The organism is Hydrogenophaga palleronii (assembly GCF_031457455.1).
GTDB lineage: Bacteria > Pseudomonadota > Gammaproteobacteria > Burkholderiales > Burkholderiaceae_C > Hydrogenophaga > Hydrogenophaga palleronii_A.
In genome coordinates this window covers 1-15,862 of record NZ_JAVDWU010000006.1, presented here as the reverse complement: position 1 = coordinate 15,862, position 15,862 = coordinate 1, and the positions used below count along the sequence as shown (strand labels likewise).

Sequence of the window (15,862 nt, the reverse complement as noted above, 5' to 3'; positions counted from 1 at the left end):
CATTCGGGCAGGTGGTCTGCCCAAGCAGGGGGAGATGCTAACAAGTCGCGGGCATTGAGCGACCGTTTTGACTATGCTCGGACTTTGATTGCTCACCCATGCCAGCGATGATCGCAGGCAGCCCTCGCCCAGGAGAGGTCATGTCGTCCCAAACGCAAATTCAAACCCATTCCGCCATGCCCGCCTCAACTTTGGACCACCTCACCACCCTGCCCCCCACCGAACGCATGCCGGTGCTGTTCATCGGCCATGGCAGCCCCATGAACGCGATCGAAGACAACGCCTACCGACGCAGCTGGCAGGCGCTGGGCGAGCAGCTGCTGGCCAGGCCCGCGCGGCCCCGGTTGATTCTGTGTGTGTCGGCCCACTGGCTCACGCGGGGCTGGCAGCTCACCGCCATGGCGGACCCGCGCACCATTCACGACTTTGGTGGCTTCCCCCAAGCCTTGTTTGACCAGCAGTACCCGGCGCCCGGTGACCCGGCGGCGGCGCAGGCGATCAGTGAACTGGTGCGGCAGCCGGGCAGCGATGCGCCGCTGGGGCTGGACGGGCATGAGTGGGGGCTGGACCATGGGGCGTGGTCGGTGTTGAAGCCGATGTTTCCGGACGCGAGCATTCCGGTGATTCAGCTGGGCATGGATTACGGCCGCCCGCCGGCGGAGCATGCGGCCGTGGGGCGGCAGTTGCGGGAGCTACGCGACCGCGGGGTGCTGATCGTGGGCAGCGGCAACATCGTGCACAACCTGCGGGCCATGCGCCGGGGCATCGGGCCAGGCCAGGCCTACGACTGGGCGATCGAGTTCGACCAGCTCACCACCGGGCATTTGAACCAGGGCAACCTGGACGCGCTGAGCGATTTCCAGCGCAATGCCGCGCTGGCGGCCAATGCCCACCCCACCTGGGAACATTACCTGCCGCTGCTGTACGCGGCCGGTGCGGCGTACGAAGATGAAGCACCCACCTACTTCAACGACGTGTTTGACATGGCTTCGCTGTCCATGCGTTCGGTGGTGTGGGGCGGATGACGCGCGGCACCTCGCCTGATGCCGCGGGTGTGGAGGCGGCGCGCCAGCACTGGGCCAGTGCCTTCAACGCGGGCGACCTGCCCGCCCTGCTGGCCTTGTACGACCCGGCTGCGGTGCTGTGGGGCACCACGTCGGCGGTGTTGATTGACACGCCTGAAGGCATTGCTGCCTACTTTGCGCGCACCTTCGCGGCCCGGCCCGCGCCACGCGTGCAAATGGGCGAAGCCCGTGTGCGCCTTCTAGGCGATGGCGTGGCGCTGTGCAGCGGCGCCTACACCTTGCATCTGAGCAGCGGAGCCGGCGAGCCTCGCGCCCTGCCCGCGCGGTTCAGCCTGGCCTACCGCCGCACGGGCGGGCACTGGCTGATCGTGGACCACCATTCCTCGTTGTCGCCCTGACACCTGCTCTCCTTTTTCCTGCCCGGATGGAATCTCCCTGTTGCCCCATGTCCCTTGAAGTTCGCCCCTTCCAGCCCGTTGATGCACCCGCCGCCACCGACCTGCTCAATGCCATCATCCGCACCGGTGGCACCACAGCCCTGCAAACGCCGCTGAGCGTCGAAGAGAACACCGCCTACTTTCTGGAAGGCCCCAAAGTGCTGTGCTGCCATGTGGCGGTGCTGGACGGCCAACTGGTGGGGTTTCAGTCGCTCGGCCGCCTGCCAGAGTTGCCCGAAGGCTGGGGTGACATCGCCACCTTTGCCGCGGAAGGCCTCACCGGGCGCGGCATTGGCTCTGCCCTGCTGGCGGCCACGCGGGCCAAGGCGCTGGCACTGGGCCTGCACCACATCAATGCCCGCATTCGCGCCGACAACACCGGCGGCCTCACTTACTACAGCCGCATGGGCTTCGTGGACTACCACATGGACCGCGCCGTGCCGCTGGCGGACGGCACGCCGGTGGACCGGGTGTTCAAGCAGTTGGTGCTGTAAGCGAAGTCAGCACTCAGCGCGCCTGCGGGCGACAGCGAGCCGAGTGATCAGCAGCCGGCTGGCATTCCGGCGCAAAGGCAGAGAGCGCGACCGATTCGCCCACGTGCTTGTCGCTCAGCGCTGCGTCTGCCAGGAATTCGCCCACCTGCTGGCGCGACACCTTCATGCTCTGGTAGTCGCCTTCGGCGGAAGCAAAAGCGGGCGTCACCACGGCGTCGTCCGTGAGGTTCACCGGCTGCACCAGCACCCAGTCCAGTCCACTGTCGCGCACGGCGTCTTCCTGTCGCCCTGTGTCGCGAATCTGGGGGCGCAGCATCAAGGCGAACATCAGTCTGAACACCAGCGGCAGGCGCCCTTGCGTGGCGCCAACGCCAAAGCTGGTCTGCACCACCAGCCGGCGCACACCGTGACGGTGCATGGCCTCGATCACGTGGCGCGTGCCCCGGGATCGCACGTCCATGGCGGTGTGGGCGCTGCCCAGCAGGCGCACTCGGATGGGGTTCTCTCGAATGCCCAGCGCCACCACCACCGCGTCGTGGCCTGGCATGGCGCGGTCAATGTCTTCAAAGCGGGTGGCGTCGCCGGTCAATTTGGTGAGTGGTCCGTGCAGGGGCGGCAGTGAATCGGGATTTCGAGCGAAGGCGGTGACCTGCGCCCCCCGGGCGAGCAGGCTGCGGGTGGCGGCGAGGCCGGAGCCGCCGGTGGCGCCAATGACGAGGACTTTCATGAGGATCTCCTGGGCTGATAGAACAAGGCACCAAGTGTGTTGGCTCCAGGATCATGAAACAACGCCCAGAACATCGGATTTCATGATCAATCGTCCAGAACACTTGGACACACAGCAGATTTGCGGCACAGTCGCCCCATGACGCCAGACACCCTCGACCGCTTCTGCGACCCCCTGGGCGAAGCCCTGCATCAATTGCGCATGAGCGGGGTGTTCTATTGCCAGTCCGCCCTCACGACGCCCTGGGGTGCGCATCTGCCGGCCATGCCGGGTTGCCTGCTGATCCACCTGGTCACGCGCGGCCGATGCTGGCTGAGCACCGACAGTGGTGAGGCCAGCGGGCGCTGGCTGCAGGCCGGTGATTTCGCGCTGGTGCCGCACGGCCTGGGGCACAGCGTGCAAAGCGACCCGCAGGCCCTCACGCCCGATCTGTTTGACCTGCCCAGGGAGCTGGTGAGCGAGCGCTTCGAGATTCTTCGCAGCGGCGGCGGGGGCGAGCCGACCCAGATGGTGTGCGCCGCCGTGCGGCTGGATCATCCGGTGGCGCCGCAGTTGCTGTCTGCACTGCCGCCGGTGATCTGCATCGAAGCCGCCGGGCTCACGGCAGACAACTGGCTGCCGTCGCTGTTGCGCCTGATGGCCGATGAAGCGCGACAGATGCGGGCCGGAGGTGAAGCGGTGATCACACGGCTGGCCGACATTCTGGTGATCCAGGCGATCCGGCACTGGGTGCAGCACGACGCGACTGCGCAGTCTGGCTGGCTGGGCGCCTTGAAGGACAAGCGCATTGGTCGGGCCATGGCGATGATCCACCGAGATCCTTCCAAGGACTGGACCGTGGCAACGTTGGCGCAGGCGTCGAGCATGTCACGCTCGGCGTTTGCACAGCGCTTCACGGCACTGGTGGGTGTGCCAGCGGTGGAGTACCTCACTGGCTGGCGCATGAATCTGGCACAGGCGTGGCTGTCTCAGGGACTGAGCATGGCCGAGGTGGCAGCGCGCACGGGCTACCAGTCGGACGTGGCGTTTGCGCGTGCGTTCAAGCGCGTGCAGGGCTCGACCCCGGGTCGGCTTCGACGGGCGGTGAGCGATGCTGTGGTGACATCTGAAAGCGACTCACTCCAGCGACACCGAGGAACCATTCTTCGTCAGCCTCAGGAGAGCCACAGGCATCGCTCCCCTTGAGAGTGATCGCGTGAAGCGCGGCAGGGAGTGCCAGTCCCTCCGGCGCGAAGTGTCGCAGTCCAGAGATACCGTGGAACCGGCTTTGCCGGGCCACTGGTATCGCCCCCTTGAGGGGGTCGCGTGAAGCGCGGCGGGGGTGCTTCCCCGTCAGTGCTCGCGCAGCTTGGCCCGCAGGCGAGCGATCGACTGGCTGTGCAACTGGCAGATGCGCGATTCGGTGACACCGAGCACGGCGGCGATTTCCTTCAGGTTCATGTCGTGCTCGTAGTACATCGACATGATCTGCTGCTCACGCTCGGGCAGGTTCTGGATGGCGCCCACCAGAGCCGTGCGCATGCGCTGGTCCTGCAACACGGCAGACGGGTCGGCATCGTCGTCGCCCATGTGGCGGTCCAGAAAGCCGTCGTCATCGTCGCCATGGCCGCTGATGTCCTCCAGGTACACCAGCTGGGTGCCGCGCACCTTGGCCAGCAGGTGCTGGTAGTCGGCGAGGTCCATGCCCAGCTCTTTGGCGATCTCGGATTCCATGGGCGCGCGGTGCAGCTTCTGCTGCAGACGGTGCACGGCCTGTTCAATGTCTTTCTGGCTCTTGCGCGAGCCACGCGACATCCAGTCGCCGTCGCGCAGCTCGTCGATCATGGCCCCGCGGATGCGCTGGCTGGCAAAGGTCTCGAACTGCACACCCTGGGTGGGCTCGAAACGGGCGATGGCTTCGGTCAGGCCGATCATGCCGACCTGGATCAGGTCGTCGAGCTCCACGCTGGCGGGCAGTTTGGCAATCATGTGGTGGGCCAGGCGGCGCACCAGTGGGCTGTACTTTTTCAGCTGGTCGTCCCGGTTGAGGGTGCCTTTGGCGGTGTACATCGTGATCAGCTCCAGAGCGATTGGGCAGCCCCGTGATGGACTGCGCCCATGCCATCGAACGCAGGCGTGCGATGCAGGTTGGCCAGTGCAGCCGGGCGGTGCTGCCGGGAAATCGTGCTCACCGGTACCCGCTGGGCCCAGGTGGCTTCGGGCCAGTGGTCCAGCGTCAGGCCCAGGTGGCGTTGCGCGCATTCGGTCACCGTGCGCACCACCTGGTCGAGCGGCACAGGGCCGGGCATGTCGGTACTGTGCATGGGCGCCAGCACCGGAGAGAGACCAGCAGCGTGCAGCAGCTTGACGGCGCCGTAGGCGTCGATGCTGGCCTGGGGCTGACCCAGCACCGGCACCAGGGCGCGGCCGCTCAAGCCAGACAACAGGCCGGCCAGATCGAAGGCCGGGGCAAACAGCAGCACCGTGACGCTGGAGGCGAAGGGAGCGAACAGGCGCGAGAGTGCGGCGTCTGCGCCACCGGCGGCGGCTGTGAGCTGCAGGGCCTGCAGGCCGCGGGCACCGGGCATCACCAGCCACTCGCCGCCGTCTGCAGGCCGCTCCAGGCCAGACACGGAAGGATCTTGCAGTGCGCGCAGCAGGCCCAGCGGCGAGCCGTCGTGGCGTTGCCCGCTGGTGGCTTCGGTTTCGGTGGCATCGATGATGACCACCGCATCACCCTGCGCCGTGAGGCGTGTGGCCAGCTTGCACAGCAGCTCGTACGCCAGGGCCGGCTGGGCGGGGCTGGCCAGTGGCATGAGGCTGGGGCCATGACCGAGCGCATCGCTGCGCAGGCCGGCGGCCTGGTCGAAGCCGATGTCAAACATGGGCACCCCCCAGGTCAATGCCACGGGTGGAGATTTGCGAGAAGTACAGGCCCAGGTCGGTCGACTGCGGATCGTAGGCCGACTTGCTCTGGCTGCCCATGGACATGCGCACCAGGGTGGCGGCATCCGGGTTCTGCCAGTCTTCGGGCACACGCTGGCCGTTGGCCACGCCGCGCAGCACCACCTGGTGGCGAATGAGCGCATCGATGGCCGGGCCGAGCTTGACGGCTTCGTCCACCTTGGAGAGCACCACGCCGTGCAACGAGCGCGACTGGAACGAGGTGAGCACGTCGTCGATGGTGTCGCCGTGGGCACCGGCGTTGAGCACCAGGGCCTTCTTCACGTTGGGCACGTCGAGCATGTCGAGCATGTCCTGGATGCGCTGGTCGCGCTGGCCCAGGCCGGCGGTGTCGATGACCACCATGCGCTTGTTGGCCAGCAGGTTGAGCAGGTCCTTGAGTGCGGCGCGGTCGTGGGCCAGGTGGGCCACCACGCCCATGAGGCGGCCGTAAGCGCGCAGCTGCTCAAAGCCGGAGACGCGGTAGCTGTCCAGTGTGATGAGGCCCACGCTGCCAGCGCCGAACTGCTTCACGCATTGCGCGGCGAGCTTGGCGGCGGTGGTGGTCTTGCCCACACCGGTCGCGCCGATCAGCGAGATCACCCCACCTTCGTCACACAGGCCAGCGCCGGGAGCCGCCACCTTGAGGTTGCGGGTGATCACGTCCATCACCCAGCGCACCGCTTCGGCGGGCGAGGCATCCACAGACACGCGTTCGATCACGGCGCGGGCCATGGCCGGTGAGTAACCCGAGCGGATGAGCTTGAGCATGAGGTTGGACTGGATCGGGTGCTGCTTGGACGAGCCCAGCCAGGCCAGGGTGTTGAAGCGCTCTTCGATCATTTCCTTGAGCGCGTTCAGTTCCACGTTCGTGGTGGCGTTGCCACCCAGGCGCGGCGGGGTGGCGTCTTCGAAAGCGGTCGGCGCCGAATTGCGGGTGCGAATGGGCTGCGGCATGTGCGCAGCGGCCACAGGGCGCTCGGGCGTGTTGAAGCGCTGCACCGGCACCTCGATGGGTTGGGCGCGGGTCTGAATGGGGGCCGGGGTGTGCAGTGACTGACGCGCGGGTGTCTGTGCCGGCGTGGCCACGGGTGCGGCAAAAGCGGCGTGGGGTGCCGCAGCAGGCACGGGGGCCTCCGCCTGCCCGGTGAGGGCTTCGCGGCGCTTGCGCAGCATGCGTTCGCGCACATAGTCCTGGAACGACAAGGTGCTCATGGCCAGGGCTTCGGTGTCGCTTTCCACCGAATCGGCAGAAACGGACAGTGGTGCCGCCTGCGCGGCGCGTTCGCTCAGGCTGGCGCGGGGCCGGGCGGCGGTACGGGGCTGCTCGTTCTGCACAGTGGCGGCCAGGCTACCCAGGCTTTCCTCGGCGGCGGCCATCACTTCAAAACCGTGGTCGGTGTTGCGGGTGGAGAGAATGACCGCGCTGTCGCCCAGGGCGTGGCGGGCCTTGGCCATGGCTTCGCGCGAGGTGGGGGCGGTGAATCGCTGGATGTTCATGATGTCATTTCTCCAAGAATCGGGCCAATGCGGATCAGGTGGGTCTCAGGAATTTCGCTGTGTGCCAGCACTTGCAGACGGGGCGCTGCTCGGCGCAGCAGGCGTGCCATGGCGTTGCGGATGGCATCGGGCACCAGCAGGCAGGCGGGCACGCCCTTTTCTTCCTGGCTGTTGGCGATGTCGGTGGCGGACTTGCTCAGCATCTCGGCCACACCGGGGTCCAGCGCGCCAGCGTTCTGACCGGTGAGGGCCTGCATCAGCAGGCGCTCCAGGCCGGGTTCGATGGCAATGACTTCGAGTTCCTTCACCGGGCCATAGATCTGCTGCACGATGGCAGGGGCCAGTGCCATGCGCACGCGGCGGGCCAGTTCCAGCGGGTCGGTGGTGTGGGGCGCGTGTTCGGCGATGGCTTCGATGATGGTGCGGATGTCGCGCACGTGCACCGACTCTTCCAGCAGCAGCTGCAGCACTTTCTGGAAGGTGGCGACGGAGATCATCTTGGGCACGACTTCTTCGATCAGTTTCGGGGCCAGGCGGGTCACGTGTTCGACCAGGTCCTGGGTCTCCGTCCGGCTCAGCAACTTGGCGGCCTGGACTTGCATCAAGTGTGAAAGATGCGTGGCCAACACAGTCTCGGAATCAACCACGGTAAAACCGGCCATCTGCGCGTTTTCCTTCTGCTTTTCTTCGATCCAGTGCGCTGGAAGGCCAAAAGCAGGGTCGGTGGTGGGGGTGCCGATGAGCGGTGTGCCGATGCCACCCGGGTCGATGGCCAGGAACTGGCCGGGGAACACCTCGCCCTCGCCCACCACCACGCCACGCAGGGTGATGCGGTAGGCGCTGGGGCGCAGTTCCAGGTTGTCGCGCACATGCACGGCAGGCGGCAGAAAGCCCACTTCTTGCGCAAATTTCTTGCGCACGCCCTTGATACGGGTGAGCAGGTCGCCCTGGCGCGTCTTGTCGACCATGGCGATCAGGCGGTAGCCCAGTTCCAGGCCCAGCAGGTCCACCGGCTGCAGGTCGTCCCAGGTGGCCTCGCCGTCGCCGGCGGCTTCTGGAGCGCTGCTCTCCACGGGCTTGGGTGCGTTTTCCTGCTGGTAACGCCACCAGGTGAGTCCACCCAGCAGGGCCGCGAACAGCAGGAACACCACATGCGGCATGCCGGGAATGATGCCCAGCAGAAACAGCACCGACGCTGCAATGCCCAGCACGCGCGAAGAGCTGAACATCTGCTGCGTGACTTGCTTGCCCAGGTCGTTGCCCTTGCCCACACGAGACACCACCATGGCCGCCGCCACCGAGATCAGCAGCGAAGGAATCTGTGCCACCAGCGCATCGCCCACCGCCAGCAGGATGTAGCTGTTGGCTGCATCGCCGGCTGAGAGGCCATGCTGCACCATGCCGATGGCAAATCCGCCAACGATGTTGATGATCAGGATCAGGATGCCGGCGATGGCATCGCCGCGCACGAACTTGGCTGCACCGTCCATGGAGCCAAAGAACTCGGCCTCTTCGCCCACTTCGGCGCGGCGGCGCTTGGCTTCCTTTTCGTCGATCAGGCCGGCGCCCAGGTCGGCGTCGATAGCCATCTGCTTGCCGGGCATGGCGTCCAGCGTGAAGCGGGCCGACACTTCGGCGATGCGCTCCGAGCCCTTGGTGATCACGATGAAGTTGATCACCACCAGGATGATGAACACCACAAAACCGACCGCGAAGTTGCCGCCAATGAGGAAGTGGCCGAAGGCCTCGATCACCGCGCCGGCCGCGCCCGGGCCGGTGTGGCCTTCGAGCAGCACCACACGCGTGGAGGCCACGTTGAGCGACAGGCGCAGCAGCGTGGTCAGCAGCAGCACCGTGGGAAAGACCGAGAAGTCCAGCGGGCGCTGCATGTAGGCGGCCACCATCATCACCAGCAGCGCGAGCGCGATGTTGAGCGTGAAGAAGGTGTCCAGCAGCCAGGGCGGCAGGGGCAGCACCATCATCGACAACACCGTCATGACCAGCATGGGTGCGGCCAGGCCGCCGGCGAGCGCGCCGTTGCGCTGGAACCATTGCTGCAGGGGCTGCAGGGCGTTCATCGGATTTCCTCCGTGCGTGTAGTGGCCACGGCTTTGTGGTGGGGATCGAGTTCAGGCGGCACCTGCGGCGTGGGCACTTCGCGGGGCATGACGCCCTCGCCCTTCATGGCGGCCTTGAGCTGGTACACATAGGCCAGCACCTGCGCCACGGCGGTGTACAGGGCCGACGGAATTTCGTCGTCAATCTCAGCGTGGGCGTACAGGGCACGCGCCAGCATGGGTGCCTGCAACACCGGCACCTGGTTGGCCTGGGCCACCTCGCGGATCTTCATGGCCAGCAGGTCCGCGCCCTTGGCCACCACGCGCGGTGCGCCCATGGTGGCGTCGTCGTACTTGATGGCCACGGCGTAGTGGGTCGGGTTCATCACCACCAGGTCGGCCTTGGGCACGGCACCAATGCTGTTGCGCTGCGCCAACTGGCGCTGGCGCGCACGGCGCTGGCCCTTCACATGCGGGTCGCCTTCCATTTCCTTGTGCTCGCGCTTCACTTCCTGGTGCGACATGCGCATCTTTTGCGCGTGCAGGAATTTCTGCGCCGGCACGTCAAGCACGGCCACCAGCAGAATCACCGTGAGCAGAAAGCCCACGCCCATCGAAAGCCAACTGCCCAATTGCCCCAACGCGCCTTCCAGCGGGCGCATCAGCAAGGTGGCGAACTGCTCCACATGGACAGAGATGAACTGCCAGGCCACCAGGCCCAAGAGAATGGTGATGCCTGTGAGCTTGGCCACCTCGACAAGTTGCTGCTTGGAGAACAGACGCTTGAGGCCGGCCAGTGGGCTCAGGCGGGTGAGGTCGGGCGTGATGGGTTTGGTGCTGTAGGCGTAGCTGCCGGCAGCCACCGTGGTGGCAATGGCCAAGGCGAGCACCAGCAGGCCCATCGGCAGGTAGATCATCAGACCGTCACCAAAACCACTGGCCAGACGCTCCACCACCGCTTGCGGGTGCTGCAGGGTGGCATGGTCAAAACGCAGCTGCCTTTGCAGCGCACTGCGCATCATCTCGAACCCCATGGGGGCCAGCACCATCAGGGCCGCCGCGCCACCACCGAGCACCGCCAGGTTCGACAAGTCCTTGGAACGCGCAACCTGACCGTCCTGCCGCGCCTTTTTCAGGCGCTGCGGCGTCGCGGGTAGGTTCTTGTCCTGACTGGAAGATTCCATGGTGCTGTCTCATCGGAGGGATGAGACAGATTGTGGAAGTCGGGTTGGAAAACTAAAGGGGAATAAGGAGGATGGAACCGTGCTTATTCGGATTCCTTCTTGTCTTTCTCCGGCTGGGTGGCTTGGCCGGGTCTCGGCCCGGCGGCCGACCTTCTTTCTTTTGCGTCGCCAAAAGAAAGAAGGCAAAGAAAAGGCGAGCCGGATGCGCTGTCCCTTCGCTTCGCTACGGGCACACTGCGTTGCTCGGTCCGGGCGGGGGTGCGCGCAAACTCGCCTTCGGCTCAAACATGCGCGCCCCTTGTCCCGCCCGGCCCTGCGCTACTCGCCAGCGCATGACGGCGGGAGCGGGGTCGGGGGCATTTCCTCCGGCAACTTGGCTGGCGCGGCCCCCACCCCAGCCCTCCCCCAGCGGGGGAGGGAGTGAAGGCACGCTCACCTGAGGGGGAGTCCGCTCCCGATCCCGCCATTGCCGTGTGGCCGGGCTGAGCAGCGCAGCGGCGTGGGGATCAGAAATTCGCATGTCCGAAGGCCGCGCAGCGGACAAGTTTGCGAATTTCCCCCACGACGCGAGCAGCGCATGGGACCCCGCAGGGGCCCGGACTTCGGCTCGCCTTTCTTTTGGGTACTTTTCTTTGGCGAAGCAAAGAAAAGTACCTCGGCCGCCGGGCCGAGACCCGGCCAAACCAAGCATCCGGAGAAGAAGAGAACTGGCGCGCAAAGGCCCCTCACCCCAACCCTCTCCCCAAAGGGGCGAGGGAGTGAAGTCAAAGCAACCTCAGAACCCCAGACTCGCCAACAAATCGTCCACCTGCGCCTGATCACTCACCACGTCCGTGCGCCCCTCAGGGTTCACCACCGGCCCCGCCAGCTCAAACGCCTGATCGTGCCCCGGCTGGCCAGATGGTGCCGACTGCAGCAGCAAGCCCAGCAGCTGTTCCTCGATGGTGCTGGCCAGTTGCACCACGCGGTTGATCACCTGGCCGGTGAGGTCGTGGAAGTCCTGCGCCATCATGATGTCGGTCAGGCGTGCGTCGGTCTGTTCGCTGATGCGCACCACGTCGTTGGACCACTCCATCAGCTCCGGCATGGCCTTGGCCAGGGCCGGCACGCGGCTGATGGTATCGGCCAGCTTGCGGCCACGTTCGGCCAGCTCGGCCTGTTCGTTCTTGCCCAGTTCGACGTGATTAAGCACTTTTTCGGCCGCCTCGCCGGTGAGACGGGCAATGTAGGACAGGCGGCTTTGTGCGTCGGGCAACTGGTCGACCGAGCCCTTGAGCTTGTCGGTGTAGCCCAGTTCTTTCAGTGCGTCGTGCAGCTGCCGGGTGATGGAGCCCAGCTGCTGGAACATTTCATTGCCGCCGGTGCCTGTGGGTTGTTCTTCATGCATGGTCGTGCTCCCCTCACAGGCCCAGTTTCTTGAAGATGTTGGCCATCTTGTCTTCCAGCGTCGCCTTGGTGAAGGGCTTGACGATGTAGCCAGCCGCTCCGTTTTGCGCTGCCAGCACGATGTCTTCCTTGCGCGCCTCGGCGGTGACCATGAGCACGGGCAGGTGTTTGAGCTTTTCGTCCTTCTTGATTTCAGCAAGCAGCTCGAAACCGTTCATGTTCGGCATGTTGATGTCGGACACCACGAAATTGAAATTGCCGTTGCGCAGCTTGTTCAGCGCGATGGCACCGTCCTCGGCCTCGTCGGCGTCGGCATGGCCAATCTCTTTCAGGAGGTTGCGCACGATGCGACGCATGGTGGAGAAGTCGTCAACGATCAGGAATTTCATCGGGGTGGACATGCAGGCCTCCGTCGGTGCGGTTGGAGCAGAAATAGGGCGAAAAGGGGCGGATAGGGGGCAGCGGCGACTCAGCGACCGCTTTCTATGGGAATCTTCGTCACTTGTGGCGAATTCTGAAGGGATGAATTGGGCGTGGCGGCCGGCATCAGCCGTTCCTGTGCTTCCTCCGTCAGCACCACGATGCTGATGCGGCGGTTGATCGGGTCGGTGGGCGACTCCGGGCGCAGCAACTGGCTGGAGGCCAGACCTTCCACGCGCAGCAGCTTGTTGTCGGGCAGGCCGCCGACCACCAGTTCACGGCGCGAGGCGTTGGCCCGGTCGGCCGAGAGTTCCCAGTTGCTGTAGCCGCGCTCGCCGCTGCCATAGGGCGTGGCGTCGGTGTGGCCGGCCAGTGCGATGCGGTTCTCCACATCGCCCAGTGCGGCACCGATGCCTCGCAGGATCTCGCTCATGTACGGCTTCACCAGGGCGCTGCCGGTGTCGAACATGGGCCGGTTCTGCTGATCGACGATCTGGATGTGCAGGCCGTCGAGCGTGGTCTCCAGCTGGATCTGCGAGCCGTATTCGGCCAGTTTCGGGTTGCTGGAAATGACCGTCTGGATCTTGCTCTGCAGTTCCTGAATGCGGTTTGCCTCGTTGCGCGCGCGTTCTTCCTTGGCCATCTGCGTCCACATCTGCTTGGAGGCGCGCTCGGCGTCGCCACCGTCGACCTGGCCGGCGGACTTGCTCAGGTCGCGCCCGCCACCGGGCAGGATGCTGTTGCTGTTGCCGGTGCCATCACCACCCATGAGCGAGACCTTGACCGGGTTGCTGAAGTAGCTGGCAATGCCTTGCAGCTCACCCTTGGAGGTGGAGCCCAGCAGCCACATGAGCAGAAAAAACGCCATCATGGCCGTCACGAAGTCGGCGTAGGCAATCTTCCAGGCACCGCCGTGCGCGACGTGCCCAGTCTTCTTGATGCGCTTGATGATGATGGGCTGTAGCTTTCTTCCGTCGGCCATGGCGGTCCTCCGTTGCGTGCGGTGTCAGTGCGTTGGTGAATGCTTCAGGCTCAGGCTGGTGCCTTCTTGCCCTTGACGTGGCCTTCGAGCTCCGTGAATGTGGGGCGCTCGGTGGACTGCAGCACCTTGCGACCGAATTCAATGGCGGTGGCGGGCGCGTAGCCCTGCATGCTGGCCAGCAGCGTGCTCTTGATGCATTGCAGCTCCTTGGTGCCCTCTTCCATCTTCTGGTCGATCACACCGGCCAGGGGTTCGGCAATGGCGTAGGCCAGGAAAATACCTAGAAACGTACCCACCAGGGCAGAGCCGATCATGGCGCCCAGCACCGCTGGTGGCTGACCCACCGAACCCATGGTCTTGATCACGCCCAGCACCGCGGCCACGATGCCGAAGGCAGGCAGACCACCGGCCACGCGGGTGATGGCCGCCACGGGCGCATGGCCCTCCTGGTGGTGGGTTTCGATTTCACTGTCCATCAGCGATTCGATCTCGTGCGCATTGAGGTTGCCCGAAACCATCATGCGCAGGTAATCGGTGATGAACTCGACCACATGGTGATCGCTCGCAATGGCGGGGTATTTCTTGAACACCGGCGATTCGTGCGGGTTCTCCACATCGTTCTCGATGGCCATCAGGCCTTCCTTGCGGGCTTTTTGCAGCAGGTCGTACTGCAGCGCCAGCAACTGCATGTAGCGCTCCTTGGTGTACTTGGAGCCCTTGAGCGCCATGGGAATGGCCTTCATGGTGGCCTTGAGCACCTTGGGCTGGTTGTTCACCACAAACGCACCGATCGCACCGCCGCCGATGATCAGCATCTCCAGCGGCAAGGCCTTCATGATCACGGCCATGTTGCCACCCGCAATGGCAAAGCCGCCAAAGATGCAGCCAAGTGCGACAACGTATCCGATGATGACAAACATGTTCGTGTGCCTGAAACAGAACGCTGGAAGCGGGCGCCAGCGTGGTGTGAGGGGTTTAACTTTCTAGCGGTCAACTCTATGGGCGATCGACCACGGCCATAAACGCGAAATGGACCCGCATCGGGGTCCATTTCGGGGTTTGCAAATCGCCGCCAATCCCGCTGCATATTTTCCAGAGACACCGCGGAACCGGCTTCGCCGGGCCGCAGGTGTCGCCCCCTGGGGGGTGACGCACTGAAAGTGCGGCGCGGGGGGGCGTCAATGAAGGCGCAAACCACCGCTGGCTGCAGCACCCTTGCCTGCCCGGGCCGGTGGCTCGCACATGCCGCAGATGAAGTTGCGCGCATTCTCATAGGGTTCGGTCACGAAGTGACCACCGCAGCAGGAGCACTTGGTCAAGGTCAGCATGCCGTTGTCCACAAACTTCACCAGGCGCCAGGCCCTTGTGATGGACAACAGCGGCTCGATCGCGCTGGCCTGCATCTGGTCGGCGTAAAGGCGGAAGGCCTTGATCACGGTATCGATCTCTTCCAGCTCGCTGGTCTTGGAGAGGTACTCGTGGATGTTCAGGAACAGCGACGAATGGATGTTGGGCTGCCAGGTCAGGAACCAGTCGGTGGAGAAAGGCAACTGGCCTTTCGAAGGGCTCTTGCCCGCAACCTCCTTGTACAGGCGCAACAGGCGCTCATACGACAGGCTGGTTTCATACTCCAGCACCTGCAGCCGCGCACCCAGCTGGATCAGGGCAATGGCGCGCTCGATGTCACGCGACTCGTTGAGGATGCTTTTTTGCGTGGCCATTGCTGTCTCCAGGATGGAAGTGAGAGATGTCTTGTCCAGAGGTGCCGAGGAACCGGCTTCGCCGGGCCTCTGGCACCGCCCCCTTGAAGGGGGTGACGCCGAAGGCGGCGCGGGGGTGATCCAGATTCAGTGCGCCGTGGCGCTGCTCATCGATTCAGCAAACTTTCCGGCCATCAGGATGCTGGCGTGCAACTGTGTGGTGGTGGCGTTGTCCACCTTCTTCACGTTGTGGTTGGTCAGCAGGTTCCACACCAGGTCGTCGTCCACACGGAAACGGCACAGCAACATGTTGCTCGAAGCGATCTTGAGCAGCTGAGCAGTGGAGAGCATGCCCAGCAGATCGGCAGCCTCTTCGCTCACACCCAGACGGTACAGCGCTTCGGCGCGGTCCTTGCGGATCAGGTTCTGAGCCAGCATCAGGTAGGTCAGGTTGGCTTCGCGGATTTCGGCCAAGAGTTGTTCGCTGTCCATGGTGTTCTCCTTAGTTGTCGAGTCGCTGAGGGCGGGAGGCTTGCTTGCGTTTGCTTTCTCGATGTATGTAATTGTGTCGACCCGTGAAAAAACTTGAATCGGCGAATGGCTGTTTGACGTGTCGGGACCCCCCTACGGCTTGTCAGGCAAATTCCTACAACCTTGGTTCTCATTTTGGTGATTCCTGTAACCCCCCGCGCCGCCTTCGGCGTCACCCCCCTGAGGGGGGCGATGCGAGTGGCCCAGCGAAGCCGGTTCCACCGCATCTCTGATCGAGGCGCGGGGCTCTCCGCCACACACCAGCGCATGACGGCGGAGACCGGGAGCGGGGACATTTCCTCCGGTTGCATGGTTGGCGCGAGCCCTCACCCCAACCCTCCCCAAATGGGCGAGGGAGTGAAGACAAGGCTCCGAGAAGGGAAGTCCGCTCCCGATCCCGCTTGTGCCGTGTGGCCGGGCTGAGCAGCGCAGCGGCGTGGGGATCAGAAATTCGCATGTCCGAAGGACGCGCAGCGGACAAGTTTGCGAATTTCCCC

The 15,862-nt window shown here is 64.8% G+C and carries 16 protein-coding genes; 4 read left to right on the top strand and 12 right to left on the bottom strand.

Annotated elements, in window-relative coordinates:
• Positions 1-176: 176 nt before the first annotated feature.
• Genes ygiD through J2W49_RS14505 form a run of 3 tightly spaced genes read left to right on the top strand, consistent with a single transcriptional unit; the run spans position 177 to position 1,956 of the window.
• Positions 177-1,025, top strand: a complete 849-nt coding sequence (gene ygiD, locus J2W49_RS14515) for a 4,5-DOPA-extradiol-dioxygenase (RefSeq protein WP_310317420.1) — start codon at positions 177-179, stop codon at positions 1,023-1,025.
• A complete protein-coding gene (locus tag J2W49_RS14510; RefSeq protein ID WP_310317419.1) occupies positions 1,022-1,423 on the top strand; it encodes an SgcJ/EcaC family oxidoreductase in 402 nt (133 codons plus the stop codon). The genes ygiD and J2W49_RS14510 overlap by 4 nt, the downstream gene beginning before the upstream one ends.
• 47 nt (positions 1,424-1,470) lie before the next feature.
• Positions 1,471-1,956: a GNAT family N-acetyltransferase gene (locus J2W49_RS14505; protein ID WP_310317416.1), complete on the top strand. Its 486-nt coding sequence runs from the start codon at positions 1,471-1,473 to the stop codon at positions 1,954-1,956.
• A 13-nt stretch (positions 1,957-1,969) separates the two neighbouring features.
• On the opposite strand, the gene J2W49_RS14500 is transcribed toward J2W49_RS14505, so the two are convergent.
• Entirely contained in the window at positions 1,970-2,683 is a 714-nt protein-coding gene (locus tag J2W49_RS14500; protein WP_310317413.1) for an NAD(P)-dependent oxidoreductase, read from the bottom strand.
• A 138-nt stretch (positions 2,684-2,821) separates the two neighbouring features.
• Between J2W49_RS14500 and J2W49_RS14495 the strand changes: the two genes are divergently transcribed.
• The gene (locus tag J2W49_RS14495) at positions 2,822-3,868 is read left to right on the top strand and encodes an AraC family transcriptional regulator (protein WP_310317409.1); all 1,047 of its coding nucleotides are present in this window, start codon (positions 2,822-2,824) and stop codon (positions 3,866-3,868) included.
• Between the two features lie 147 nt (positions 3,869-4,015).
• On the opposite strand, the gene J2W49_RS14490 is transcribed toward J2W49_RS14495, so the two are convergent.
• From J2W49_RS14490 to flhD, 11 genes are all read right to left on the bottom strand, one after another.
• Entirely contained in the window at positions 4,016-4,732 is a 717-nt protein-coding gene (locus tag J2W49_RS14490) for an RNA polymerase sigma factor FliA (RefSeq protein WP_310317406.1), read from the bottom strand.
• Between the two features lie 5 nt (positions 4,733-4,737).
• Positions 4,738-5,571, bottom strand: coding sequence for a hypothetical protein (locus J2W49_RS14485; RefSeq protein ID WP_310317402.1), 834 nt, complete (start codon positions 5,569-5,571; stop codon positions 4,738-4,740).
• Positions 5,540-7,105, bottom strand: a complete 1,566-nt coding sequence (gene flhF, locus J2W49_RS14480) for a flagellar biosynthesis GTPase FlhF (protein WP_310317399.1) — start codon at positions 7,103-7,105, stop codon at positions 5,540-5,542. The genes J2W49_RS14485 and flhF overlap by 32 nt, the downstream gene beginning before the upstream one ends.
• Complete coding sequence (gene flhA, locus J2W49_RS14475; protein ID WP_310317397.1) at positions 7,102-9,183, bottom strand: flagellar biosynthesis protein FlhA; 2,082 nt, start codon at positions 9,181-9,183, stop codon at positions 7,102-7,104. Before flhA ends, flhF begins: the two co-directional genes overlap by 4 nt.
• The gene (gene flhB, locus J2W49_RS14470; RefSeq protein WP_310317395.1) at positions 9,180-10,346 is read right to left on the bottom strand and encodes a flagellar biosynthesis protein FlhB; all 1,167 of its coding nucleotides are present in this window, start codon (positions 10,344-10,346) and stop codon (positions 9,180-9,182) included. The genes flhA and flhB overlap by 4 nt, the downstream gene beginning before the upstream one ends.
• A gap of 775 nt (positions 10,347-11,121) precedes the next feature.
• Positions 11,122-11,733 carry a protein phosphatase CheZ gene (locus J2W49_RS14465; RefSeq protein WP_310317392.1) on the bottom strand — a complete coding sequence of 204 codons (612 nt, stop codon included), beginning with the start codon at positions 11,731-11,733 and terminating at the stop codon, positions 11,122-11,124.
• Between the two features lie 13 nt (positions 11,734-11,746).
• Positions 11,747-12,133, bottom strand: a complete 387-nt coding sequence (cheY, locus tag J2W49_RS14460) for a chemotaxis response regulator CheY (protein ID WP_304913995.1) — start codon at positions 12,131-12,133, stop codon at positions 11,747-11,749.
• Positions 12,134-12,201: 68 nt separating this feature from the next.
• Complete coding sequence (gene motB / locus J2W49_RS14455) at positions 12,202-13,134, bottom strand: flagellar motor protein MotB (RefSeq protein WP_310317387.1); 933 nt, start codon at positions 13,132-13,134, stop codon at positions 12,202-12,204.
• A gap of 50 nt (positions 13,135-13,184) precedes the next feature.
• Positions 13,185-14,054 (bottom strand): flagellar motor stator protein MotA, encoded by an 870-nt coding sequence (gene motA / locus J2W49_RS14450; RefSeq protein WP_310317384.1) that lies wholly within the window; start codon positions 14,052-14,054, stop codon positions 13,185-13,187.
• Positions 14,055-14,312: 258 nt separating this feature from the next.
• The gene (gene flhC / locus J2W49_RS14445; RefSeq protein WP_310317380.1) at positions 14,313-14,855 is read right to left on the bottom strand and encodes a flagellar transcriptional regulator FlhC; all 543 of its coding nucleotides are present in this window, start codon (positions 14,853-14,855) and stop codon (positions 14,313-14,315) included.
• 126 nt (positions 14,856-14,981) lie between these two features.
• The gene (gene flhD / locus J2W49_RS14440; protein ID WP_310317377.1) at positions 14,982-15,326 is read right to left on the bottom strand and encodes a flagellar transcriptional regulator FlhD; all 345 of its coding nucleotides are present in this window, start codon (positions 15,324-15,326) and stop codon (positions 14,982-14,984) included.
• Positions 15,327-15,862: the final 536 nt, after the last annotated feature.